Below are 22771 nucleotides of genomic sequence, written 5' to 3'. Positions count from 1 at the left end.
GGCATACAGTACGTCCTGTACATAATGTGCAAATAGGTGGGGGCCTGTTTGCACGCCAGGTTAATACATTAATTGCGCTTTTAAATAAAATCTTATGGGGCGATAATCTGAAGAGTATTTATAATTCATGAAGTCTCGATCCCGGGGAGTGTGGTGATGGAGTTCAGGCAGCTGAGGTATTTTGTCGAGCTTGCGCAGGCGGGCAGCATGTCCCGGGCGGCGGTGCTGCTTTCAGTTGCCCAGCCGGCCATCAGTCGACAGCTGAGAAACCTTGAAGAGGAGGTGGGGCTGGCGTTGTTCACTCGTACCGGCCGAGGTGTCGAGCTTACCGATGCCGGCAAGGTCTTTCTGGAGCGCGCCCGTGCGATCATCGAGGAAATGGAGGATCTGAGCGAAGAAATCCGCGGATTCAAGGGCATCGTGTCGGGAAAGGTCCGGGTCGGCCTGCCACCCACGGAAAGTCAGTTTCTGGCAGCACCCCTGGTGCTCAGGGTCAAGGAAAAGTACCCGAACGTGTCGCTGCAGATCGTCGAGGCCTTCAGTGGTGACGTCAATGAGTGGCTGGCAACGGGACGCGTCGATCTGGCACTCTTTTACAGGACGTCCCGCACCTCCCAGATCATCTGCGAGGAGCTGGTGGACGAGAGCCTGTGCCTGGTCTCGTCCCGCCGTTTTGACGGCCCGGATCGAGATCTCGAGTTCAAGGAGATCGCCGACGTTCCGTTGATCCTGCCCAGCTCGCGGCACGGTCTGAGAGTGCTTGTCGAGCGGGTGGCGATGCAGCTGAATGTTGCCCTCAATATCAATTTCGAGGTCGACTCCTATCTGGCGATCAAGGATCTGGTCGAGGCCTCGATCGGCTTGACCGTGCTCCCCTACATGTCGGTCAAGCGTGAAGTCGAGCAGGGGCAGCTGTTCGTCAGGCGCATCGCGCCGGCGCAACTGAGCCGCTCGCTGGTGATGAGCATGTCGACCCAGCATACGCTGACCCAGGCCACACGGACGGTTGCGCGTGAGTCCCGGGAGCTCGTTCACGAGCTGGTCGAGGCCGGCCTCTGGGTCGGTGTAATCTGAGTTGCCCCGATTCGGGCATGGTGATTCCGGTTCATATCCAACGGAGGCAGAAAATTGGTTGTCAAACAGGTGGGCTTTATCGATACAGGCGCGGCGAGCGCATCGGCGGCGCGGCGTGAAAGCCGCGAGCAGGCGTCCGGTTTCGACAGGGTGCTTGCCGAGCAGATCGCGCAGGCAGCAAGGCAAAGCGCAAAAGAGGCCGAAAAGGCCATGCCTGATAAGCCGGCGGCAAGCGGCGACACCCAGAGCGCCCGTGAACAGCTTCTGGAGCTGCTCGGCATGAGTCCGGCCGAGCGCATACGTTTCGTGATGCTCAAGGAGCGAGGTCTGACGGAAGAGACGCTACGTCAACTGCCTGCGGAAGAAAGGGCCAGGATAGAGGCCGAGATCGAGGCCGAGATCAAGCGTCAGCTCGGGGGAACCGCTGCTTCGGCGGGAGGCGATGTTCTGGCGGACAAGAGTACCTGACCTGCCCGGCCCAGGCGTCTGTCCCGCCGGAGACCCGGCGGAAGTGGCGCTATCGATAATGATTGAAAGCCAGAGTTCTCGGGCAGATCGACGGGACGTGCACCGGTTAGAATCCCGGGGCAAGGGGCGCTGATTCAGTGCCCCTGCAGCATCCTCTCTATGGCAGCATCCTCTCTATGCAGGTACCCCCTGCGGATATGGGGTATCTTGTCGCATCAAAGATGTATGAACATCCTGTCCTTCGGCCAGCGGACTTTCTTCATTGCAGCCTGGCGGTCGGTTTCGTGGTCGCGGTAACCCAGCGCCAGCAGCACGGCCGAGCGCATACCCTGCTCACGCAGACTCAGCAGCTTGTCGAGGCCGGCGGCGTTGAACCCCTCCATCGGCGAGGCGTCGATCTGTTCGGCGGCGGCAGCCGTAAGAGCGGTGCCCAGTGAGATATAGGCCTGCTTGGCGGCCCAGTGGAACTGCTCTTCGGCGCTGGCAAAGCCGTTCACCGTTCCGTTGATCGCCTGCCGGTAGCCGTCGAGATCCGCGGCATTCAGACCACGTTCCCTGGCTGTCATCCGGATAAAGTCGTCGACATGCCCCTCGTTGACGTTTTCCCAGGCGGCGAACACCAGCAGATGCGAGCACTCGGTGATCTGGGGCTGGTTGTAGGCGAGCAGCCTGATCTTTTCGCGCAGAGCGCTATCTTCGATCACCAGTACGGAATAGGCCTGCAGACCGTAGGAGGAGGGGGCCAGACGGGCGGCTTCGAGAATGCGGTCGATCTTTTCCTGTGGCACTTTGCTGCCGTTCATGCGCTTGGCGGCATAGCGCCAGTTGAGTGCTTCGACGATGTTCATGGTTCAGTGACTCCTGCAGTGTGGTGAGGACAGTCCGGCTCAGCGGGAAGGCGCCTTGCTGTCGCTGGAAGCGGTGGCGGCACCGCGTTGGAAGAAAATAGTGCCCAGTGCGACCAGGGTGACGACCAGCCCAAGGTGGGGCGGTGGCGCTTCACCCAGCAGCAGTACGGCAACGAGGGTGCCGACAACCGCCGCGACGGTGCCGATCTGACTCAGGTACACCGGTCCCGCGAGCTTTTGCAGCACGAAGTAAAAAGGTAGAGCACGGCGAAGACGGCGATTTCGGCCAGCAGCAACCAGAGCTGATCGCTGTTGCCGCTGTTGGGCGGGGATTCGAGGGCCAGCGCGAACGGCAGCAGCGAGATCGCGCCGCCGAGCATCATCAGCGCCGCCAGCAGTACCGGCGATGTCCGGGCTGGCCAGCGCAGCGTGCGATAGATGTTGCCCGCGGCGACGATCAGTGGAATGAGCGCGATGAGCGCTACCCAGTAGCCGCCTTCGGTCATGCCGGACGCCTTGGCGATGGCGAGCACCAGGCCGCCCGACAGACCCAGCAGAACACCGACCAGGCGGGTGAACCTGAGTCTTTCCATCTTCAGCAGCAGTGCGAGACCCCAGGTGACGAGGACCGGAAAGGCGAAGGCGATGGCAACGAATCCCGCGCCGACATGCCGGATCGCCAGAAAGCCGAGCGCATTGGGCACGGCGAACAGCGCCCCTGCCAGCAGGGCGTATTCCAGCCGGCGCCGGCTCAGCTGTATCGTCTTCCCCTGCAGCCGGTTGATACCCAGCAGTACCAGGCCTGCACCGGCGATCGAGAGGGTCAGGAAGCCCAGTCTCGGGGCGCCGGCTTCGTCGGCAAGTTTTGCAATGATCAGCGAGAGGGCCAGCAGGCTGCCGACGATCAGCAGGCAGGCGAAGGCCTGCAGTGCGGTCCTGTCCGGCGAGGTCCGGTCTGGCGAGACCTGCCCCTTGCGCGGCGCTGTGGTGTTGGCCATTATCGTTCTCCTGCTGTAGGAATAGTGTCTCGATTTAAAGTATCTTTGTATCGAGATAAATTTATCTTACTATCAAGACAGTTTGGTGACAATGACTAAAGTAGAGCTGGCTATCGACCAGTGGCGTCGAGAGATGCCGGGACTGGATCTTCTGCCGATGGAGGTGATCGGTCGTCTGGGCAAGGCCACGCGGCTGATCTCGCGCGGCCACCTGGATCCCTTCTTTCAGCGTCAGGGGCTGCATCAGGGGAGTTCGACGTGCTGGCGACGCTGCGTCGGGCCGGTGCCCCCTACGCGCTGGCACCGACTCAACTGTTCGAGGCCCTGCTGATATCCTCGGGAGGCATGACCAACCGCCTGGACCGGCTGGAAAAAGCGGGCCTGATCTCGCGAGCCCCCAACCCCGGGGACAGGCGCGGAACCCTGGTGACCTTGACCGACAAGGGGCTGGAGCTGACCGACCGGGTCGTGCCGCTGCATGTCGAGAACGAAGCGCGGGTACTGTCGCCGCTCAGCCGAAAGGAGCAGGAAATGCTGAGTACGCTGCTCGGCAAGCTGCTCGAGGGCCTTGACGAGGACCTGTCCTGAGACGGTGGTCCGACACGCGATCAACACTGGAGGTAACGATGCAGCAACGGGTGCAACAGATAGCGGAGACAATGCAGGCGCGGGGCTGGATGCTGGCGACGGCCGAGTCCTGTACCGGGGGCTGGGTGGCGCGGGAGCTGACGGCGCTTGCCGGCAGTTCGAACTGGTTCGATTGCGGATTCGTGACCTATTCGAATGGCGCCAAGGTGCGGATGCTGGGTGTACCGGCCGATCTGATCGAGCGCGAGGGCGCAGTCAGTGAAGAGGTGGTGAGGGCAATGGCCGAGGGGGCTGTACGCTGCAGTGATGCACAGGTGGCGGTCTCGATCAGCGGAATCGCCGGGCCCGGCGGCGGCAGCGCAGACAAGCCGGTGGGGACTGTCTGGTTCGGCTGGGCCTGCAAGGGGCAGCCGACCCGTGCCGAGTGTCATCTGCTGGACGGGGATCGCGAAGCGGTGCGGCGTCAGGCGGTGGAGATCGCGCTACAGGGCATCCTCGACTGCCAGGTGACAGGTGACAGGTGACAGGTGACAGAAGTCTTCGCTGTGAACTAAACAAAGAGGTTGCATTCCGGAAGCGATCTGGAATAATACTGTCCAAACATACAGTACTCAGTGTTTGATCCGGTGGAAGGGTTGATTATGGACGCGAACAGAAAGAAGGCGCTGGACGCAGCGCTTGGTCAGATTGAACGCCAGTTCGGCAAGGGTGCCGTCATGCGCATGGGCGATCATCCGCGCGAGGCGATCCCGGCCGTCTCCACCGGTTCGCTCGGGCTGGATATCGCACTGGGCATAGGCGGTCTGCCGTACGGCCGTATCGTCGAGATCTATGGCCCGGAATCCTCCGGCAAGACCACCCTGACCCTGCAGGCGATCGCCGAGGCTCAGCGCCAGGGCAAGACCTGCGCCTTCGTCGATGCCGAGCACGCGCTGGATCCGATCTATGCCGAGAAGCTCGGCGTCGATGTGGATTCGCTGCTGGTTTCGCAGCCGGATACCGGTGAACAGGCCCTTGAAATCGCCGACATGCTGGTACGCTCCGGTGCCGTCGACGTGATTGTCGTCGACTCCGTCGCGGCACTGACGCCAAAGGCCGAAATCGAAGGCGAGATGGGCGATTCCCACGTTGGCCTGCAGGCGCGCCTGATGTCCCAGGCGCTGCGCAAGCTGACCGGCAACGTCAAGAACACCAACTGCCTGATGATCTTCATCAACCAGATCCGCATGAAGATCGGCGTCATGTTCGGCAGCCCGGAAACCACCACCGGCGGTAACGCGCTCAAGTTCTATGCCTCGGTGCGCCTCGATATCCGTCGCATCGGTGCGGTGAAGCAGGGCGATGAAGTGGTGGGCAACGAAACCCGCGTCAAGGTCGTCAAGAACAAGGTATCGCCGCCGTTCAAGCAGGCGGAATTCCAGATCCTCTACGGCCAGGGCATCTACCGCATGGGCGAGGTGATCGATCTCGGCGTGCAGCAGGGGCTGGTGGACAAGGCGGGCGCCTGGTACGCCTACAAGGGCGACAAGATCGGCCAGGGCAAGGCCAACGCCGCCAAATACCTCGAAGAGCACCCGGAAATCGCCACCGAGATCGAAACCGCGATCCGCGAAAAGCTGTTGCAGAAGCCTGCACCGAAAGCCTCTGCCGAAGACAAGGCCAACAGCGAGAACGAAGAGCTGCAGTTTTAAGCGGCAAGCCACAGGCCCCCAGCTGCAAGTGGGAAGCGTCGCCGACTTGCAGCATGAAGCTAGTGGCTTCTGGCTCTATTTCCCCTTCCCTCCAAAGGGCTCCTTCGGGAGCCTTTTTTCTTGGTGCGCCAGGCATGGCGCGTAGCGCCTTGACTGACGTTGTTCCGGTGCGCGTGGCGCCGGCCGGAGGTCCTGGCGGTGAGAAGCCGCTATCGGCCTGCGGCATCGCTCCTTAAAGGCTCGCTGATCCAGTAGGTCACCAGCGGCGTGTCGATGCCCTTGACCTGGATGCCGCCGCGGGGCTCGCAGCGGATATGCTCCCTGATGCGCTCCCAGGTGGTGTCGGATATCAGGATCCGGCCGGGTTCGGAGTTCTGCTCCAGTCGCGCGGCGGCATTCACCACCTTGCCGATGATGGTGTATTCCATGCGGTCCTCGCTGCCGAAGTTGCCGACGGTGCATTCGCCGGAACTGATGCCGATACGGATATCGACGCCGAGCTCATGTGCGCGCTGCTGCATCTCCACCGCCATGCGGGCGCAGGCGACGGCATCTTCTTGGATCCCACGGGAGTCGGGGTCGCCGAAGAAGACGATCACCGAGTCGCCGACGAATTTGTCCAGGGTGCCGCCGTGGCGGGCACAGATCGCGGCCATTTCATTGAGGTAGTTGTTGAGCCAGCGGGTCAGCTCGCGGGGGCCGCCTTCTCGGTTCTTTCGGTGAAGCCGGCGATATCGGAGAACAGCACGGTCAGGTCGCGCGAATAGGACTCTATCCTGGCCTCGGTCTTGCCGGAAAAGATCGATTCGTAGACCTGCGGGGGCAGGTATTTCGACAGTTTCAACGACAGTTCCTGCAGCTTTTCCCGCGCCGCTTTCAACGCCAGGTGGGTATGGACGCGGGACAGCAGTTCCGGCGGGTTGAACGGCTTGGCGACATAGTCCACGGCTCCGAGCTCGAAGCCGTGGACGATATCGTCCGCTTCGCTACGGGCGGTCAGAAAGATGATCGGGATATCCCGGGTGGCGGCATCCTGCTTGAGCCGGCGGCAGGTTTCGAAGCCGTCGAGCTCCGGCATCATCACATCCAGCAAAATCAGGTCGGGAGCGCTGTGCGCGACAATGTCCAGGGCCTGCCGGCCGTTGCCGGCTACGTTGATCTGGTAGCCTTCCTGCTTCAGCAGGGTACCGATCAACTGGATGTTCCTCGGGGTGTCGTCCACGACAAGAATGCGAAAACAGTCTGGCTGCAGATTCATGCTGATGACCCTCGGGTCGATCGTTCAGCCGTCCCTGGCGGGCGGTCCGGGCGGTTGCTCCTTCAGCCGTGCCTCGAGCGCCCGGCACTGCTCGCCGAAACTGTTCAGGGTAGCCGTAATACCATCGAGGTCGAACAGTCCCGACTGCTCGGCCAACTGACGGCCCCAGGCCTCGAGGGGCGGATAATCGTAGTCCGAAGCCAGTGTCCGCATCTGCTGTGCGAAGGCCTCGATGTCGTTGATGGACATGGTCCTGCAAAGTGTATCACAGTCGGACTGAAGCGCCCGGAGGCGCGGCAGCAGTTCGGTCAGCCGTTGCTTCTGCGTATCGTTCAGCGCCTTGTCCGGCCAGGGCCTGGTCTCTTCCGGGGCCGGTGTCTCTGCCACGACGCTGTGCACCAGGAAGCGGCCCAGCTGTATCACCAGCGCCTGCTGGCTGACCGGCTTGCGCAGGTAACCGTCGCAGATCAGGCCGATTTCCCGTGCATCCTGCTCCATGGCCGAGGCGGTCAGCGCGATGACCGGGATGGCCCGGGTACTGTCGTCCTGTTTCAGTTGTCGAGTCGCTTCGTAGCCGTTCATCAGTGGCATGCGCATGTCCATCAGGACCAGGTCCGGCTGGTGGCGCCTGGCGGTCGCAACCGCCTCCTGACCATTCTCCGCTTCCAGCAGCCGGAACGGATAGCGGGCCAGGTAGCCCTTGATCAGGTCGCGATTGACGGCGATATCATCGACCACCAACAGGGTGGCGGGCGCAAAGTCGATCGCCTCGAGCTCGACGGCCGCTGTCGCCTGGTCGGGCACGTCGGACAGCGCCGCGACACGGACGCCGTGCAGTCGGACCTGGAAACGACTGCCCCGGTTCTTCCGGCTGTCGACGTCGATCTCGCCCCCATCAGTTCGACAAGGCGTTTGCAGATCGCCAGTCCGAGCCCGGTCCCTCCGTAGCGCTCCGCGCTCTGCCCGCTGCGCTGCTCAAAGGCACCGAACACGGCCTGCTGTTGCGATTCGGGGATGCCGATGCCGCTGTCCTCGACCTCGAGAAGCAGGTCCAGACTGCTCTTCGAGGCCGTGGGATAGTGGCAGCGCAGCGCCAGGCGGATATGGCCCCGCTCCGTGAATTTGACGGCATTGCCGATCAGGTTTATCAGTATCTGGCGTATCCGGGTCTCGTCGAGTATCAGCGCCGGCGGCAGCTCGTCATCGATATCGATCCTGAATTCCAGCTGTTTTTCGGCCATCCTCTGCGAGAACAGCTGCTCCATCTCGGCACAGAGGTCGCGGGGGTTGACCGCGGTGGGGATCAGCTCCAGCTTGCCGGCTTCGACCTTGGACAGATCGAGAATATCGTTGATCAGCGTCAGCAGGGACTTGCCGCTGCTCTGGATCGATGTCAGATACTGCCGTTGCTGCGGGTCCCGGATCTGACCGGCGAGAATGTCGGTAAAGCCCAGAATGGCGTTCATCGGGGTGCGGATCTCATGGCTCATGTTGGCCAGGAAGGCACTTTTGGAGCGGTTCGCAAGCTGAGCTTCGCGCGCCGACCGCAGCGCGGCTTCCTTGGCCTCCTCGAGTTCCGCGGTACGCTGCCGGACCCGCTGATCGAGCTTCTCGGCGGCATCGGCCAGTGCCCGGTCGCGATCCCTGACGCCGGCCGTCATCTGGTTGAAGGCATGGCCGAGCTTTCCGAACTCGTCTTCACGCCGGATATCGAGGCTGACCTGGTAGTCGCCGGACTCGACCCGCTGGGTGGCGCTCAACAGCTGCGCCAGGGTGTGCCCACCTGGCTGCGTATGACCCGGTACAGCACCAGGCCCTGGAACAGCAGGGCCAGCAGCCCCAGCAGCATGACCATCCGGGCGGCATCGAACGCCAGGTCCGCCAGTATCGCCTTGGGATAGACGGTGATGAAATACCAGTCGACGCCCTCGAGGTGGGCGACGGCCAGAAAGCGGTCGCCGGCGGGGTCATTGACCACGAAGAACTTCTCCTGCTCGTGGCCTTCGACCGCGGCCCGGTAAACGGCACGCAGATTGTCGTCCCCCATGGTCAGAATATCGAAATAGCCGCCCTTGCGCTCGATCTCCCCGGACAGCCGGGGGTGGGTAATCAGGCGGCCGTCGGCGCGCAGCACGATATTGTAGGTACCTTCGAGGTGCTCCTCGAGCGCCCGTTCCAGCAGCTCGTTGAGGAGGATGTCATGGCCGATGGTGGCTATCTGATGATCGCCGAGGTAGACGGGGGTGGCGCAGGAGACCATCCAGATACCGGAAATCTGGTCGTAGAAGAGTCCTGTCCAGACCGTTTCCCGGGTCGGATTGTGCTGCTCGTCCGCCGCCCACTGGTACTCTTCGATCGACATGTAGAGGCGGGTGGTCGTGTCCTGGCACCAGCGCGGCACTTCGGGCCAGTAGATCACCATAATATTCTCGGGGGTCGAAATGTAGGTGTCCTGAAAGCGATTGTGCCAGGCGGGGCCGAACTGGTTGACCAGGTCGTAGAAGATCAGCACCCGCTGCCGGATATCGCCGGTGAGCGGCAACTGGGGGTCGATGATACAGACGCCGGCCATGCGGGTGCCGTCGAAGCGCTCCGGACGGTTGCGCGTGATGCCGTCAGCCTGGCGTACGAACAGCTGGTCGAACCGCGAGTCGGAATCGGGGTCCGGGCCGGCCTCGAGACGACTGAGGATCTGTTGCCGGAGAATCGCATGGTTGTCCTCGGCCAGCGCGAAAATCATCTCCTCTCGGGCGCCGCGCTCGCGGATATAGGCCCGCAGTTCCGCAATCGCCCGGCTTTCCATGCCTTCAAGCACGTAGAGATAGGCGGCAGCCATGCCGGCCAGGGTGATCGCCGCCAGCCCCAGGCCCAGGCGCAGCAGGGTGGTGCGGAAGATGGAGTGCTTCGGTCGCTTTTTGCCGGTGAACGGGGCCGGTTCGGGAGTCGTCATTGGCGCAATGCCTGTCCGAGGGGTGGGGAGCAGGAAAGGCTTCTCTGTCTTTATTCAGGTTAGTCCGCCGCCGGCGCCTCTGCCGAAAGGCAGCAGCGGTCCCGGCATCCGACCGCTATGCTGATATCCTTAAAACCGATCAATCCAGTCGACGGCCCTAATGGCCAGGGAGGAGCCGATGCCCGTTATTCTGTACGTACTCTTTATCTCCGCGGTGATTCCGGTTCTGCTGGCGGGTGTGGGGAACCTTTTCCGTGCCCGTCAGTTCGGCCGTTTCGACAACGAGCATCCGCGCCTGCAACAGGCACGACTCGAGGGTGCCGGCGCCCGTGCCCAGGCGGCCCAGGCCAATGCCTGGGAGGCCCTGACGGTATTTGGCGTCAGCTGTTTTATCGCCTATGCCGCCGGTGTCCGGCTTGAGTCCCTGACCCTGGTGGCGCTGCTGTTTCTGGCATGTCGTATCCTGCATGCGGTCTTTTACATCGCCAACCTGTCGACATTGCGTTCGCTGATTTTCGCCGTCGCGATGGGCTGCTGTTTCTATATCGTGTATCAGGCGGCGACGATGAGCTGATACAGAACGAACAGGGTGCCTCGGCGGGCGAGCCGGACGCTGCGGGGCGGTGGCCGGGATCATCTTATTTGTGCGTTGTTCAGATAGCCTTATTGCCAGTAGAATCGCTGTTTTCGTGATCACTACGGAGCATGAGCCGCATGGGCAGAGCTTATCAGAACCGCAAAGAATCGATGGCCAAGACGTCTGATATGAAGGCCAAGGTCTATAGCCGTTATGGTCGTGAGATTTATGTCACCGCCAAGTCCGGGGAAGCGACCCGGCTGGCAATCTGGCATTGCGCAGCCTGATCGATCGCGCCAAAAAGGACCAGGTACCGAGCCACGTTATCGACAAGGCGCTCGAGAAGGCGAAAGGCGGTGCGGGTGAGGATTACGCACCGGCACGTTACGAGGGCTACGGTCCGGGCGGCAGCATGGCCATCATCGAGTGCCTGACCGACAACCCGAACCGCACCTTTGGCGATGTCCGGCAGGCCTTTACCAAGACCAAAAGCAAGATCGGCACCCCGGGCAGTGTCAGCCACATGTTCGATCATGCCGCCATCTTCGTGTTCAAGTACGATGATGAAGAGGCAGTGCTGGAAGCCCTGATGGAAGCGGACGTGGATGTCACCGATATCGAAAACGACGAGGGCACCCTTACGGTGTTTGCCCCCAACACCGACTACTTCAAGGCCAAGACGGCGTTGCTGGATCGCTGTGGCGAGCTCGATTTCGAGGTCGATGAGATCCAGTTCATTCCCCATGCCTTTACCACGGTCAGTGGTGACGATATCGCCCTGTTCGAGAAGTTCCTGTCCATGCTGAACGATCTGGACGACGTGCAGCAGGTCTATCACAACGTCGAATTGTCCTGATCCGCTTTACTGAGCGGGTGGCTGTTGCGCCGGCTTCTTCAGCAATACGGGGGGCGGGTTCGAAGGCTCCAGTCTGGAGTAGTAATCCGCCGCCTGCTCGATTTCGTCGTCGCTGAGGCCTGCGGCGACCTTGGACATGGTGCTGTCCGGTATCAGGCGGGCCCGATGGCCACGCAGTCTCTCGACAATGTCCGCTTTCGCCATCCCGGCCAGGAACGGCCAGCCCGGCTGGGCGGGGATGCCCTCTTTCAGATGACAGGCGCTACAGCCCGCGACTGCCTGCGGTGGTTCGGGAGCTTCTCCGGCCGCAGCAATGCTTCCGGCAGCCAGGAGGCACAGCAGTAGCGTGGCGTTAGCTGTATTCATCGGTGCGTACCCGGTGATCTGTCGGGCGAAAAACCGACGAAAGTATAGTCGTTAATCAGGGTATCTGTTTCAAATGTCCGGCAAGCGTTCAGGCGTCGAAATCGAGGCGATATTTCAGTTTGATCCTGCCGTATGTGTCTTCGATGACCTGCGCTGAATCGCTGAGGGACTCGTAGCCCATATGCAGGGAGAAATCCTGGGTGCGGGTCTCGAAGCCCATCACGAAGCCCGTCTGCAGCCGGCGCTGTACATGGCTGTCGGTGATGGTCTGCAGCGACACTTCGGGACCGAATGACGCCCAGAGCGGCCCCAGGCGCAAGTCGTGATCACCCGATACGCGGTAATGACTCTTCACCCTCAGCTCATCCATGAACGGCAAGGTCTCTTCGGAGATCCCGGCCACGAGGCTGAGGTTCCAGCCCGTCAGATGCCGTTCGGAGAGTGTCAGGGCCCAGCTGTCGATGTTGCCGTCGCCGCAATCCAGGGCGCGCTGCGCAAAGGTTTCCAGCTTGGCGCGCAGGTAGGTGAAAAGGACGCTGGAGAGCGCCAGTCCGGTGCGGTATTCATCGCAGGGAAAGGCGCCGTCCCAGCCTCCGAGAATATAGTCTGTGGTGGCTGTCATGCGCGTGCCGGACCAGGGGGCGTAAGACAGATTGGCGGCGGCGCGGCGTTCACCGGCCTCCACGACGCTGCCGTAAGGGTGAAAGCTCTCGCTGAATTGGCTCAGGGTCAGGCCGTAGCTGAAGCCCCTGGAAGGCTTCCTGGCCAGATTGAGCCGGATGCCGGATCCCCCGACGCCCGTGACGCGTCGCCGCTGCCCGCTGCCAGGGCCAGTTCCCCCGTCAGGTCGAAAGCGTCGTCGAGCGCAGCTGGTGTAAATTCTCCTGGAGACTGGTCAGCCATAGACCATCGAAGCCGTCGCCCACCGACTGCTGCCGCAGCAGGCTCAGTTTCACATTGTCGTCTCCGTCCTCCCAGCCCACTCCGGCGGTGTAGCGATCGTCACTGGCCCGGCCGATCACAATATCGGTGCCGAGATCCCGGCCCAGGGGCTGAAAGGGAAGGCTGTGAACGGCATTCAGTTGTTGCTTGATGAAACCGCTGTCCGGTATGACCACCGAAGAAGCCCTGTCGTCGCTAAACGTCGGCAGTCGGGTGCCGGCTTCGGGCAAAGCCGCGTCGCCGAATTGCGTGGCCATATTTGCCGAAACGAGGGGACTATCATCTTGGTGCGGGGCCGATGAGCAGCCGCACAACAGCACTGCGATAGCCGCGAGGAGGATTACATCGGGGAATTGAAGCGGTGAGGATTGCAACTTCGACTCCATGTTCGCTATGCCCTGCAACAGGAGAGCTGCAACGGCGGCCTCGGCACGGAAAGCGAAGCCAAATCCATCCCGACGGACACGAAAAGCGCCAGCCGCGCGAAGGAAAACAGTCATCTGTTTCAAAGGAATTTACTGAAAACAGAGGGGGCATTCAAGGGAGTATTAATGCAACCTGAATGTTGTAGTGTGGATTGGTGGTTTTATAAGTTGTTGAAATATATTGAAAATTATGGAGCTGGCAGGGCGGGGTCCTGTGTGCCGGCTCGAGGCCGGGGTAGGCCGCTGCGCTGATGCAGTTCCGTGCCGAGGTCGATCAGGTACCCCCCGTAGAGTGATGTGCGGAAAACGATCCGCGGCACCGGGGGCCTCCGTTCCGGGTTGAACCCGATACTTGATTGGCTTTGGGTTTACCGGCGGGGGCATTGACAGCTGCCTTCAGGTGGTCGGCCTGGTGCCCTTCTGAACGGGCTGTCCCTCAGGGACAACCTTCTGTGGCTGTGCGACAGCGACGTTCGCGCGTGTCGTAAATGCATATTATCAGGACGCCAGCGAACATTTCCCGTGCCGGGGGAGTACTACTATGGATGCCATGGGAATCAGAGCCGTTCTGTGGGGGAGCCGCCTTTCCTGAAGATAACCGTCCGGTTGTCAGCGGTCCGTTGCGGGCCGGTGTCGGGGTGCGTCTGTGCATCCCCCAGAAAACCAAAAGCGAAACCCAACAATAACTTTCCGGCTGAAAGTCTTGGCGAGGAGAACCGTACATGTTTAGCAAAAACGACCAGATCCAGAGTTTCGACGAAGCCCTGTGGGCAGCGATGCAGTCTGAAGCGCAGCGTCAGGAAGAGCATATCGAACTGATTGCGTCCGAAAACTACACCAGCCCGCGCGTGATGGAAGCTCAGGGGTCGGTGCTGACCAACAAGTATGCCGAAGGCTACCCCGGGAAGCGCTACTACGGCGGTTGCGAGCACGTCGACGTGGTTGAGCAGCTGGCCATCGACCGCGCCAAGGAGCTGTTCGGCGCCGATTACGCCAACGTCCAGCCGCACTCCGGCTCCCAGGCCAACGCTGCCGTCTACATGGCGCTGTGTGCGCCCGGCGATACCGTGCTGGGCATGAGTCTGGCCCACGGCGGTCACCTGACCCACGGTGCCCACGTCAACTTTTCCGGCAAGATCTACAACGCTGTCCAGTACGGTCTGAACGAAAACGGCGAGATCGACTACGACCAGGTCGAAGCCCTGGCGCGCGAGCACAAGCCGAAGATGATCGTCGCCGGCTTCTCCGCCTACTCCCAGGTCGTTGACTGGGCCCGTTTCCGCCAGATCGCCGATGAAGTGGGTGCCTACCTGTTCGTCGACATGGCACACGTTGCCGGCCTGATCGCGGCGGGTCTGTACCCGAATCCGCTGCCCTACGCCGATGTTGTCACCACCACCACCCACAAGACCCTGCGCGGTCCCCGTGGCGGTCTGATCCTGGCGAAGGCCAACCCGGACCTGGAGAAGAAGCTGAACTCCGCCGTCTTCCCGGGCGGTCAGGGCGGTCCGCTGATGCACGTCATCGCCGCCAAGGCAGTGGCGTTCAAGGAAGCGCTGGAGCCTGAATTCAAGGAATACCAGGCGCAGGTGCTGAAAAATGCCCAGACCATGGCTAAGGTGTTTATCGACCGCGGCTACGATGTCGTCTCCGGCGGCACCCGGAACCACCTGTTCCTGCTGAGCCTGATCAAGCAGGGTCTGACCGGAAAGGATGCGGACGCCGCCCTGGGTCGTGCCTCCATCACCGTCAACAAGAACGCGGTGCCGAACGACCCGCAGTCGCCGTTCGTGACCTCCGGTCTGCGTATCGGTTCGCCGGTCATCACCACCCGCGGCTTCAAGGAAGCGCAGTGCGAGCAGCTGGCCGGCTGGATCGCCGACATCCTCGATGCCATGCAGGCCGGCGATGCCGAGCCCGTCATCGCAGAGGTGAAGGCAAAAGTCCACGCCCTGTGCGCTGACTATCCGGTATACCGCTAAGCAGGACTTGACCCCGGGCCCGGGGGACTCTCGAATTTATTCCCGGGGTTCCGGGCTTTCTGGGGGAGCTGGCATCATGCAGCATTATTCCGGTTTCGGGCTGTTGAAACATGCCCTGAATTACCACGAGAACTGGCAGCGCGTCTGGCGCAATCCCAAGCCGAAGAAGAAGTACGATGTCATCATCGTCGGTGGCGGCGGTCACGGTCTGGCGACGGCCTACTACCTGGCCAAGGAACACGGCATCACCAATGTCGCGGTGATCGAGAAAGGTTACCTCGGCGGCGGCAACACCGCCCGTAACACCACCATCGTGCGTTCCAACTACCTGTGGGACGAAGCGGCTCACCTCTACGAGCACGCGATGAAGCTCTGGGAAGGCCTGTCCCAGGATCTGAACTACAACGTCATGTTCTCCCAGCGCGGCGTACTGAACCTCGGTCACACGCTGCAGGACATGCGCGACATCCAGCGCCGCGTCAACGCCAACCGTCTTAACGGTATCGACGGCGAAGTCCTGGACGCCAAGGGCGTGCAGGAGATCGTGCCGATGATGGACTGCTCCGCCAACACCCGCTATCCGGTGCTGGGTGCGTCCTGGCAGCCGCGTGCCGGTGTCGCCCGTCACGACGCCGTGGCCTGGGGCTTCGCCCGCGCCGCCGACTCCTACGGCGTGGACCTGATCCAGCAGACCGAAGTGGTCGACATGATTATCGAGGACGGCGCCATCGTGGGCGTCAAGACCAACCGTCACGGCGACATCAAGGCCGACCGTGTGGGCTGCGTCGTGGCCGGCAACTCCGGCGTGATGGCGAAGATGGCCGGTTTCGACCTGCCGCTCGAGTCGCACCCGCTGCAGGCGCTGGTCTCCGAGCCGATCAAGCCGATCCTCGACACCGTGGTGATGTCCAACCACGTACACGGCTACGTCAGCCAGTCCGACAAGGGCGACCTGGTCATCGGCGCCGGTATCGACGGCTACAACGGTTACGGTCAGCGCGGCTCCTACCCGACCATCGAGCACACGGTGGCGGCGATCATCGAGCTGTTCCCGATCTTCAGCCGCGTGCGCATGAACCGTCAGTGGGGCGGTATCGTCGACACCTGCCCGGATGCCTGCCCGATCATCTCCGACACCCCGGTTGAGAACCTGTTCTTCAACTGCGGTTGGGGTACCGGCGGCTTCAAGGCCACCCCGGGATCCGGCAACGTCTTTGCCGCGACTCTGGCGAAGGGCGAAGCCCATCCGCTGGCGAAACCGTTTTCCATGTTCCGCTTCCATAACGGCGCGCTGATCGATGAGCACGGCGCGGCGGGTGTGGCGCACTAAGGGGAGTTTCAACGATGTTCTATATCTACTGCCCGCACTGTGGCGAACACCGCGAAGAAGAAGAGTTTCACGCCAAGGGTCAGGCGCACATCGCCCGCCCGGCGGATCCGGACAGCTGCAGCGACAGGGAGTGGGGCGACTACCTCTACTTCCGCAAGAACCCCGTGGCCTGCACCATGAACTCTGGGTTCACGCGACCGGCTGCCGCAAGTTCTTCAACGTGACGCGCGACACCGTCAGCTACGAAATCAAAGAAGTCTACAAAATCGGGGAGCGGCCGACCGTGGTCGCCGCCGGCAAGTAAGAGGAGCGGACTTTATGAGCCAGAAAAACCGTCTCGCCTCCGGTGGGCGCATCGACCGTTCCAAGCAGCTGCGTTTCAGCTACAACGGCCGTCAGTATATCGGTTACCAGGGTGATTCCCTGGCCTCCGCCCTGCTGGCCAACGGCGTCGATATCGTCGGCCGCAGCTTCAAGTACAGCCGCCCGCGCGGCATCGTCGCCGCCGGCGCCGAAGAGCCCAACGCCGTACTGCAGCTGGGGGCTACCGAAGCGACCCAGGTGCCGAACGTCCGCGCCACCCAGCAGGAACTGTTCAACGGCCTGGTGGCCAATGCCACCAATGGCTGGCCCAATGCCGAGCTCGACCTGATGAGCTATGTCGGCAAGGTCGGCGGCCGCATGATGCCCCCGGGCTTCTACTACAAGACCTTCATGTACCCGCAGTCGCTGTGGGAGACCTACGAGAAGTTCATCCGCAAGGCGGCCGGCCTCGGCCGCTCGCCGCTGGAAAACGACCCGGACATCTATGACAAGGTCAACCATCACTGCGACGTCATGATCGCCGGTGCCGGCCCCGCAGGCCTGGCCGCCGCGCTGGTCGCTGCCCGCAGCGGTGCCCGCGTGATCCTGGCCGACGAGCAGAGCGAGTTCGGTGGCAGCCTGCTGCACAGCCGCGAGCAGATCAACGGCCGTCCGGCGGCCGAGTGGGTTGCCGAGACCGTCGCCGAGCTCGAGAAGCATCCGGAAGTACTGCTGTTGCCGCGCTCCACCGTCAACGGCTACCACGACCACAACTTCCTGACCATCCATCAGCGCTGCACCGACCATCTGGCCGATCAGGCGCCGAAGGGCCAGGTGCGCCAGCGCATGCACCGCGTGCGTGCCAACTGGGTGGTGCTGGCGACCGGCGCCCACGAGCGTCCGCTGGTGTTCGGCAACAACGATGTGCCGGGCGTGATGCAGGCCTCCGCCGTCTCCACCTACATCAACCGTTACGGCGTGGTGCCGGGCAACGAGCTGGTGCTGATGACCACCAACGACTACGCCTACCAGACCGCGCTGGACTGGGCCGAGGCCGGCCGTCGCGTGGTGGCGATCGTCGATACCCGCCAGAACCCGAAAGGTGCCCGGATCGAGGCAGCGCGCAAGCGCGGCCTGAACATCATCACCGGCTCCGCCGTGATCGACGTTCAGGGCAGCAAGCGGGTCTCCGGTGTCCAGGTGGCGCCGATCGATGCCAGGGCGAGAAGGTCACCGGCTCCGTCGAGCGCCTGAGCTGCGATACCGTCGCCAGCTCCGGTGGCTGGAGCCCGGTCATCCACCTGTCCTGCCATACCGGCAGCCGTCCGGAATGGCGTGACGACATCATCGGTTTCGTGCCGGGCAAGACCGTGCAGCGTCAGCTGACCGCCGGCGGCATCAACGGTACCTACAGCCTGAAGAAGGTGCTGGAAGAGGGTGCCCGTGCCGGTGCCAAGGCCGCCGAGAATGCCGGCTTCAAGGACGCCGCCAAGGGTATCGCCCTGCCGCTGAGCGAAGAGGTGAAGGAAGGTCCGGCCATGGCGCTGTTCCACATTCCGCACACCAAGCCGACCGCCCGTGCGCCGAAGCAGTTCGTCGACTATCAGAACGACGTCACCGCCGCCGGTATCGAGCTGGCGACCCGCGAGGGCTTCGAGTCGATCGAGCACGTCAAGCGCTACACCGCGATGGGCTTTGGTACCGACCAGGGCAAGCTGGGCAACATCAACGGCATGGCGATCGCCGCCAGGTCGCTGAACCAGACGATCCCGCAAACCGGCACCACCATCTTCCGGCCGAACTACACGCCGATCACCTTCGGTGCCATCGCCGGCCGCGACTGCGGTGAGCTGTTCGACGTCAAGCGCTACAGCGCCATGCACAAGTGGCATGTCGAGCACGGCGCGCTGTTCGAGGACGTCGGTAACTGGAAGCGTCCCTGGTACTTCCCGAAGGCGGGCGAGTCGATGCAGGACGCGCTGGACCGCGAGTGCAAGGCGACCCGTGAGAGCGTCGGCATTCTCGATGCGTCGACCCTTGGCAAGATCGATATCCAGGGTCCGGATGCGCGCGAGTTCCTGGCACGCGTCTACACCAACGCCTGGGCCAAGCTGGCGGTCGGCAAGTGCCGTTACGGCCTGATGTGCGGCGAAGACGGCATGGTCTTCGACGACGGCGTGACCTCGTGCCTGGGCGAGAACCACTTCCTGATGACCACCACCACCGGCGGCGCGGCGCGCGTGCTGGAGTGGCTGGAGCTGTACCATCAGACCGAGTGGCCGGAAATGGAGGTGTACTTCAACACCGTCACCGACCAGTGGGCGACGATGACGATCTCCGGTCCCAACAGCCGCAAGCTGCTGGCCGAGCTGACCGACGACATCGATCTGGAAGGCGACAGCTTCAAGTTCATGGACTGGCGTCAGGGCAAGGTGGCCGGCGTACCGGCACGGGTGTTCCGTATCTCCTTCACCGGCGAGCTGTCCTACGAGATCAACGTTCAGGCCAACTACGGTCTGCACGTCTGGGAGAAGCTGTTCGAGCACGGCGCCAAGTACAACCTGACGCCGTACGGCACCGAGACCATGCACGTACTGCGTGCCGAGAAGGGCTTCATCATCGCCGGCCAGGACACCGACGGTTCCGTGACCCCGATCGACCTGGGCATGAGCTGGTGTGTTTCGAACAACAAGCCGTTCAGCTACATCGGCAAGCGCGGCATGGCGCGCGAGGACTGCGTCCGCACCGATCGCAAGCAGCTGGTGGGCCTGAAGGCGAAGGACCCGAACAAGGTCATTCCGGAAGGCTCCCAGGCGGTCGACGATCCGAAGCAGCCGCTGCCGATGAAGATGCTTGGGCACGTGACCTCCAGCTACTACAGCGCCAACCTCGGTCACTCCATCGCCATGGGGATGATCCGTAACGGCCACAACCGGATGGGTGACACCGTCTATTACCCGCAGGCTGACGGCAGCGTGATCGAAGCCGAAATCTGCAGCCCGATCTTCCTGGATCCGAAAGGGGAGCGTCAAAATGTCTGAGATGATTGCACCGGAACAGTTGAAAGTGCAGAAAGTGGCCCTGATGGACCAGCTGGCCGGCCCCGGCCAGCGTGCCGAGTCGCCACTGCACCACGCGGACCTGGCGACGGTCGCGAAGAAAGGCCCCAAGGACGGCGGCGTCACCCTGCAGGAGCACAAGCTGCTGGGTCACCTGGTGATCCGCGGCAGTGTCGACAATCAGGCCTTCCTGGCCGGTGCCCGCGAGGTGCTGGGCTTCGATCTGCCGGGGCCGCTGTCCTCCGCCGAGCAGGGCAGCACCTCGGTGCGCTGGATCTCGCCGGACGAGTGGCTGGTGATCGTCCCGGGTGAGGAGGCGTTCGAGCTGGAGAACCGTCTGCGCGAGGCGATGGGCGGTCACTACGCCATCGTCAACGCCAGCGGCGGCCAGACCGTGCTGGAACTGTCCGGTCCCGACGCCCGCAAGGTGCTGAAGAAGTCGACGCCGTACGACGTGCATGATCGCAACTTCCCGGTCGGCAAGGTGGTCACCTCGGTGTTCGCCAAGACCCAGGCGGTGATCCGTCGCACCGGCGACGAGCGCTGGGAGCTGGTGATCCGCAGAAGCTTTGCCGACTATGCCTGGCTCTGGCTGCAGGATGCCAGCGCCGAGTACGGCCTGGTCGTCAAGGCCTGATCCGGGCCTGCGAGCAGGTACTGGTCCGGGGATTCGCAGCTTCGCGCTGTTGCCCCGGATCAGTGCCTGCCCTTGACATGCCGGAAGCGGTCAACGATCGTTTCTGCTTGCAGGCAACACACGAGGATCCGCGATGACAAACAAACCGAAACCCTGGATTTTCACGGCCAGCTGCCCGAGTCGCCTCGGAACCGTGGACGTGGTCACCCGCTTTTTGGCGGAGACCGGCAACTATGTGCTGGAGATGCAGTCGTTCGACGATCGCGAACTCGAGCGTTTCTGCATTCGGGTCGAATTCCGGCCCGAGCGCGACGGCTTCAGCGAAGAGGCTTTCAATGAGGCTTTCGCCAAGCGTGCCGCAGAATTCAGCATGGAATGGCAACTGACGGCGCCGGATCACAGGCCCCGCGTGGCGATCCTGGTGTCGAAATACGACCACTGCCTTAACGACCTGCTGTACCGTTTCCGGACCGGTCAACTGAATATCGAGATCCCGGTGATCATCTCAAATCACCCGGACCTGAAATCGCTGGCCGACTGGCATGGCATACCGTACTACCATCTCCCGATCACGCCGGACACCAAGGCGGAGCAGGAGGCGGAAGTGTGGAAACTGATTCAGCAGTACGATGCCGAACTGGTGGTACTGGCCCGCTACATGCAGGTGCTGTCGCCGGATCTGTGCAGCAAGCTGGACGGCTGGGCGATCAATATCCACCATTCCCTGCTGCCGGGCTTCAAGGGTGCCAAGCCCTACCATCAGGCGTGGGAGAAAGGCGTAAAACTGGTGGGTGCGACCGCGCACTACGTCAACAACGATCTCGATGAAGGGCCGATCATCACCCAGGGCATTCAGCCGGTGAATCACGCCCAATATCCGGAAGACCTGATCGAAAAAGGTCAGGATATCGAGCGCGTGACCCTGTTCAAGGCGATCCGGTACCACATCGAGAAACGGGTATTCCTCCTTGGTCAGCGCACTGTGGTCTTTGCGGACTAAAGCGCCGACTGGGTTGCCCCAAGCATCCGGGCCCGCTGCCAGGGCGGCGGGCCCGCCCCTAAACCCCGGACCTGGTTTACGCTCTTAGAGCTCCCCCAAATCCCAAATCAGGTCTCGGGGCTCCTTTCGCTTTTGTAGGAGCCTCGCCCCGAAGCGAACAATGACGGCATTGCAGCTGTTCGCACCGGGGCGGCGCTCCTACGAGAGCTCCCCGCTTTTCCGCGAACAAACGCCGAATCAGGCCCGGGGGCCCTGGTCCCGTTCAGCGGCTCTTGGCCCGGTTCTGCCGGGCCTGGGTCGGCGAGACGCCGAAATAGTCGCGGTAGCAGTGGCTGAAGTGGGTGGTGCTGACGAAGCCGCAGGCCACGGCGATGGCAGCGATCGACTCGTTGGTCTGCAGCAGCAGGCGCCGGGCGCGGGTGATCCGCAGCTCCAGGTAGTATTTCGACGGCGTGCTCTCTATATGGCGGTGGAATAGCCGTTCGATCTGGCGCCGCGACAGGTTCACGAGACCGGCGATCTCCTCCATGCCCAGCGGTTCCTCGATATTCGCTTCCATCAGCTGCAGCACTGCCTTAAGCGATTCCGGCAGGGTGGGGTCGCTGGCGACGGTCGGCATCGGCCGGTCCGGCAGCTCGCCAATCTTGTCGCAGCTGAGGATCTCCTCGATGCCGCGCACCACCTCCTGGCCATAATGCTGGCGGATGACGGCCAGCATCATGTCGAGGGCGCTGCTGGCGCCCGCGCAGGAGACGCGGTGGCGATCGATCACGTACGGGTGGGTCGAGAGCCTGACCTTCGGGCAGGTCTCCTCGAGGCTGGCCCGGTTCTCGGGGTGCAGTGTACATTCGTAGCCGTTCATCAGGCCGGCCTGGGCCAGCATCAGGCTGCCGTTCCAGAGCCCTCCGAGGGTCAGTCCCAGGCGGTCCGCCTCGCGCAGCTTTTCGAGCAGTTGCCTGTCCGGCTGCAGCGGCGTGCGATAGCCGCCGCAGAGGAACAGCAGGTCGAACCGGCGGATATCTAGCTCCAGCAGAGCGGCATTGACGGAGATATCGATGCCCAGGTCACTGCGCACGGCATCACCGTCGGTGCTCAGTGTCTGGAAGGTGTAAAGCGGGCAACTGCTCAGCAGGTTGGCGGTGACGATGGCATCGACGGCACCGGTGAAGGCCATCATCGAGAAATGCTCTAGCAGCACGAAGCCGATGCGGATCGGTTCGGTGCGGGTGCCACTCTCGTTTTTCAGATAGGCCTGGTTGCTGCGGTGGAAATGGCTGTCGAAGGTGCGTTTGGACATGCTGAACGACTGCTGGATTGGATGAATGGAACGAATGGCAGTATAACAGAAAGCTCTGATCGTACCGGCTTTTGTCGAAGCAGCAGGTTCCGGTGTCGATTAACGGGCGGGCTGCACCGGGC

General features: G+C 62.4%; 23 protein-coding genes and 3 pseudogenes. 14 read left to right on the top strand and 12 right to left on the bottom strand.

What is annotated here, in order from left to right; translation table 11 throughout:
• Positions 1 to 156 precede the first annotated feature (156 nt).
• Both ACFQDL_RS07670 and ACFQDL_RS07665 read left to right on the top strand, forming a co-directional pair.
• Entirely contained in the window at positions 157 to 1074 is a 918-nt protein-coding gene (locus ACFQDL_RS07670; RefSeq protein ID WP_379908493.1) for a LysR family transcriptional regulator, read from the top strand.
• Positions 1075 to 1143: 69 nt separating this feature from the next.
• Entirely contained in the window at positions 1144 to 1542 is a 399-nt protein-coding gene (locus ACFQDL_RS07665) for a hypothetical protein (RefSeq protein ID WP_379908492.1), read from the top strand.
• A 215-nt stretch (positions 1543 to 1757) separates the two neighbouring features.
• On the opposite strand, the gene ACFQDL_RS07660 is transcribed toward ACFQDL_RS07665, so the two are convergent.
• Genes ACFQDL_RS07660 through ACFQDL_RS07650 form a run of 3 tightly spaced genes read right to left on the bottom strand, consistent with a single transcriptional unit; the run spans position 1758 to position 3388 of the window.
• Positions 1758 to 2390, bottom strand: a complete 633-nt coding sequence (locus ACFQDL_RS07660; RefSeq protein ID WP_379908491.1) for an NAD(P)H-dependent oxidoreductase — start codon at positions 2388 to 2390, stop codon at positions 1758 to 1760.
• Between the two features lie 39 nt (positions 2391 to 2429).
• Positions 2430 to 2612, bottom strand: a complete 183-nt coding sequence (locus ACFQDL_RS07655; RefSeq protein ID WP_379908490.1) for a hypothetical protein — start codon at positions 2610 to 2612, stop codon at positions 2430 to 2432.
• The gene (locus tag ACFQDL_RS07650; RefSeq protein ID WP_379908489.1) at positions 2603 to 3388 is read right to left on the bottom strand and encodes an EamA/RhaT family transporter; all 786 of its coding nucleotides are present in this window, start codon (positions 3386 to 3388) and stop codon (positions 2603 to 2605) included. Before ACFQDL_RS07650 ends, ACFQDL_RS07655 begins: the two co-directional genes overlap by 10 nt.
• Before the next feature lie 91 nt (positions 3389 to 3479).
• On the opposite strand from ACFQDL_RS07650, the gene ACFQDL_RS07645 reads away from it, so the two are divergent.
• The 4 genes from ACFQDL_RS07645 to recA all read left to right on the top strand — a co-directional run bounded on the left by ACFQDL_RS07645 (position 3480) and on the right by recA (position 5667).
• Positions 3480 to 3719 carry a hypothetical protein gene (locus tag ACFQDL_RS07645; protein ID WP_379908488.1) on the top strand — a complete coding sequence of 80 codons (240 nt, stop codon included), beginning with the start codon at positions 3480 to 3482 and terminating at the stop codon, positions 3717 to 3719.
• Positions 3647 to 3976, top strand: a complete 330-nt coding sequence (locus tag ACFQDL_RS07640; RefSeq protein WP_379908487.1) for a MarR family winged helix-turn-helix transcriptional regulator — start codon at positions 3647 to 3649, stop codon at positions 3974 to 3976. The genes ACFQDL_RS07645 and ACFQDL_RS07640 overlap by 73 nt, the downstream gene beginning before the upstream one ends.
• 38 nt (positions 3977 to 4014) lie before the next feature.
• Positions 4015 to 4500, top strand: a complete 486-nt coding sequence (locus ACFQDL_RS07635; RefSeq protein ID WP_379908486.1) for a CinA family protein — start codon at positions 4015 to 4017, stop codon at positions 4498 to 4500.
• 117 nt (positions 4501 to 4617) lie between these two features.
• The gene (gene recA, locus ACFQDL_RS07630; protein ID WP_379908485.1) at positions 4618 to 5667 is read left to right on the top strand and encodes a recombinase RecA; all 1050 of its coding nucleotides are present in this window, start codon (positions 4618 to 4620) and stop codon (positions 5665 to 5667) included.
• 209 nt (positions 5668 to 5876) lie between these two features.
• On the opposite strand, the gene ACFQDL_RS07625 is transcribed toward recA, so the two are convergent.
• Genes ACFQDL_RS07625 through ACFQDL_RS07605 form a run of 5 tightly spaced genes read right to left on the bottom strand, consistent with a single transcriptional unit; the run spans position 5877 to position 9875 of the window.
• Positions 5877 to 6323 (bottom strand): adenylate/guanylate cyclase domain-containing protein, encoded by a 447-nt coding sequence (locus ACFQDL_RS07625; RefSeq protein ID WP_379908484.1) that lies wholly within the window; start codon positions 6321 to 6323, stop codon positions 5877 to 5879.
• A gap of 29 nt (positions 6324 to 6352) precedes the next feature.
• Entirely contained in the window at positions 6353 to 6925 is a 573-nt protein-coding gene (locus ACFQDL_RS07620) for a response regulator (protein WP_379908483.1), read from the bottom strand.
• Positions 6926 to 6949: 24 nt separating this feature from the next.
• On the bottom strand, positions 6950 to 7729 hold the full coding sequence (locus ACFQDL_RS07615; RefSeq protein WP_379908482.1) for a response regulator: 780 nt from the start codon (positions 7727 to 7729) through the stop codon (positions 6950 to 6952).
• Complete coding sequence (locus tag ACFQDL_RS07610; protein ID WP_379908481.1) at positions 7630 to 8685, bottom strand: ATP-binding protein; 1056 nt, start codon at positions 8683 to 8685, stop codon at positions 7630 to 7632. The genes ACFQDL_RS07615 and ACFQDL_RS07610 overlap by 100 nt, the downstream gene beginning before the upstream one ends.
• Positions 8682 to 9875 (bottom strand): cache domain-containing protein, encoded by a 1194-nt coding sequence (locus ACFQDL_RS07605; RefSeq protein ID WP_379908480.1) that lies wholly within the window; start codon positions 9873 to 9875, stop codon positions 8682 to 8684. Before ACFQDL_RS07605 ends, ACFQDL_RS07610 begins: the two co-directional genes overlap by 4 nt.
• 178 nt (positions 9876 to 10053) lie before the next feature.
• Between ACFQDL_RS07605 and ACFQDL_RS07600 the strand changes: the two genes are divergently transcribed.
• Entirely contained in the window at positions 10054 to 10449 is a 396-nt protein-coding gene (locus tag ACFQDL_RS07600) for an MAPEG family protein (RefSeq protein WP_379908479.1), read from the top strand.
• 140 nt (positions 10450 to 10589) lie between these two features.
• Positions 10590 to 11308: pseudogene (locus ACFQDL_RS07595) on the top strand (YebC/PmpR family DNA-binding transcriptional regulator).
• Positions 11309 to 11314: 6 nt separating this feature from the next.
• On the opposite strand, the gene ACFQDL_RS07590 reads toward ACFQDL_RS07595, so the two are convergent.
• The 3 genes from ACFQDL_RS07590 to ACFQDL_RS07580 form a co-directional block, all read right to left on the bottom strand.
• Positions 11315 to 11674, bottom strand: coding sequence for a c-type cytochrome (locus ACFQDL_RS07590; protein WP_379908478.1), 360 nt, complete (start codon positions 11672 to 11674; stop codon positions 11315 to 11317).
• An 88-nt stretch (positions 11675 to 11762) separates the two neighbouring features.
• Positions 11763 to 12296: a hypothetical protein gene (locus ACFQDL_RS07585; protein WP_379908477.1), complete on the bottom strand. Its 534-nt coding sequence runs from the start codon at positions 12294 to 12296 to the stop codon at positions 11763 to 11765.
• A 220-nt stretch (positions 12297 to 12516) separates the two neighbouring features.
• Complete coding sequence (locus tag ACFQDL_RS07580) at positions 12517 to 13125, bottom strand: hypothetical protein (protein ID WP_379908476.1); 609 nt, start codon at positions 13123 to 13125, stop codon at positions 12517 to 12519.
• Positions 13126 to 13763: 638 nt separating this feature from the next.
• On the opposite strand from ACFQDL_RS07580, the gene glyA reads away from it, so the two are divergent.
• From glyA to purU, 6 genes and pseudogenes are all read left to right on the top strand, one after another.
• Positions 13764 to 15023, top strand: coding sequence for a serine hydroxymethyltransferase (glyA, locus tag ACFQDL_RS07575; RefSeq protein WP_379908475.1), 1260 nt, complete (start codon positions 13764 to 13766; stop codon positions 15021 to 15023).
• 76 nt (positions 15024 to 15099) lie between these two features.
• Positions 15100 to 16353, top strand: coding sequence for a sarcosine oxidase subunit beta family protein (locus ACFQDL_RS07570; RefSeq protein ID WP_379908474.1), 1254 nt, complete (start codon positions 15100 to 15102; stop codon positions 16351 to 16353).
• 14 nt (positions 16354 to 16367) lie between these two features.
• Positions 16368 to 16657: pseudogene (locus ACFQDL_RS07565) on the top strand (sarcosine oxidase subunit delta).
• A gap of 14 nt (positions 16658 to 16671) precedes the next feature.
• A pseudogene (locus ACFQDL_RS07560) lies at positions 16672 to 19697 on the top strand (sarcosine oxidase subunit alpha).
• Positions 19690 to 20352, top strand: a complete 663-nt coding sequence (locus ACFQDL_RS07555) for a sarcosine oxidase subunit gamma (RefSeq protein ID WP_379908473.1) — start codon at positions 19690 to 19692, stop codon at positions 20350 to 20352. Before ACFQDL_RS07560 ends, ACFQDL_RS07555 begins: the two are co-directional and overlap by 8 nt.
• A 133-nt stretch (positions 20353 to 20485) precedes the next feature.
• Positions 20486 to 21352 (top strand): formyltetrahydrofolate deformylase, encoded by an 867-nt coding sequence (gene purU, locus ACFQDL_RS07550; RefSeq protein WP_379908472.1) that lies wholly within the window; start codon positions 20486 to 20488, stop codon positions 21350 to 21352.
• Positions 21353 to 21614: 262 nt separating this feature from the next.
• Here purU and ACFQDL_RS07545 read toward each other — a convergent pair whose 3' ends face one another.
• Positions 21615 to 22649: a GlxA family transcriptional regulator gene (locus ACFQDL_RS07545; RefSeq protein WP_379908471.1), complete on the bottom strand. Its 1035-nt coding sequence runs from the start codon at positions 22647 to 22649 to the stop codon at positions 21615 to 21617.
• Positions 22650 to 22771 lie beyond the last annotated feature (122 nt).

Origin of the sequence: Marinobacterium aestuariivivens, from assembly GCF_042661465.1 — a bacterium.
Taxonomy (GTDB): domain Bacteria; phylum Pseudomonadota; class Gammaproteobacteria; order Pseudomonadales; family Balneatricaceae; genus Marinobacterium_A; species Marinobacterium_A aestuariivivens.
Note: the sequence above shows the minus strand (reverse complement) of the source record. Positions and strands in the feature narration are given on the sequence as shown.

Excerpts from the sequence above, each read along its gene's own strand:
- purU (WP_379908472.1), top strand. The coding sequence starts at position 20,486 with ATGACAAACAAACCGAAACCCTGGATTTTCACGGCCAGCTGCCCGAGT.
- ACFQDL_RS07635 (WP_379908486.1), top strand. The coding sequence starts at position 4,015 with ATGCAGCAACGGGTGCAACAGATAGCGGAGACAATGCAGGCGCGGGGC.
- ACFQDL_RS07660 (WP_379908491.1), bottom strand. The coding sequence starts at position 2,390 with ATGAACATCGTCGAAGCACTCAACTGGCGCTATGCCGCCAAGCGCATG.
- ACFQDL_RS07645 (WP_379908488.1), top strand. The coding sequence starts at position 3,480 with ATGACTAAAGTAGAGCTGGCTATCGACCAGTGGCGTCGAGAGATGCCG.
- ACFQDL_RS07570 (WP_379908474.1), top strand. The coding sequence starts at position 15,100 with ATGCAGCATTATTCCGGTTTCGGGCTGTTGAAACATGCCCTGAATTAC.
- ACFQDL_RS07545 (WP_379908471.1), bottom strand. The coding sequence starts at position 22,649 with ATGTCCAAACGCACCTTCGACAGCCATTTCCACCGCAGCAACCAGGCC.
- ACFQDL_RS07600 (WP_379908479.1), top strand. The coding sequence starts at position 10,054 with ATGCCCGTTATTCTGTACGTACTCTTTATCTCCGCGGTGATTCCGGTT.
- ACFQDL_RS07670 (WP_379908493.1), top strand. The coding sequence starts at position 157 with ATGGAGTTCAGGCAGCTGAGGTATTTTGTCGAGCTTGCGCAGGCGGGC.
- glyA (WP_379908475.1), top strand. The coding sequence starts at position 13,764 with ATGTTTAGCAAAAACGACCAGATCCAGAGTTTCGACGAAGCCCTGTGG.
- recA (WP_379908485.1), top strand. The coding sequence starts at position 4,618 with ATGGACGCGAACAGAAAGAAGGCGCTGGACGCAGCGCTTGGTCAGATT.
- ACFQDL_RS07650 (WP_379908489.1), bottom strand. The coding sequence starts at position 3,388 with ATGGCCAACACCACAGCGCCGCGCAAGGGGCAGGTCTCGCCAGACCGG.
- ACFQDL_RS07620 (WP_379908483.1), bottom strand. The coding sequence starts at position 6,925 with ATGAATCTGCAGCCAGACTGTTTTCGCATTCTTGTCGTGGACGACACC.
- ACFQDL_RS07625 (WP_379908484.1), bottom strand. The coding sequence starts at position 6,323 with ATGGCCGCGATCTGTGCCCGCCACGGCGGCACCCTGGACAAATTCGTC.
- ACFQDL_RS07590 (WP_379908478.1), bottom strand. The coding sequence starts at position 11,674 with ATGAATACAGCTAACGCCACGCTACTGCTGTGCCTCCTGGCTGCCGGA.
- ACFQDL_RS07605 (WP_379908480.1), bottom strand. The coding sequence starts at position 9,875 with ATGACGACTCCCGAACCGGCCCCGTTCACCGGCAAAAAGCGACCGAAG.
- ACFQDL_RS07555 (WP_379908473.1), top strand. The coding sequence starts at position 19,690 with ATGTCTGAGATGATTGCACCGGAACAGTTGAAAGTGCAGAAAGTGGCC.
- ACFQDL_RS07585 (WP_379908477.1), bottom strand. The coding sequence starts at position 12,296 with ATGACAGCCACCACAGACTATATTCTCGGAGGCTGGGACGGCGCCTTT.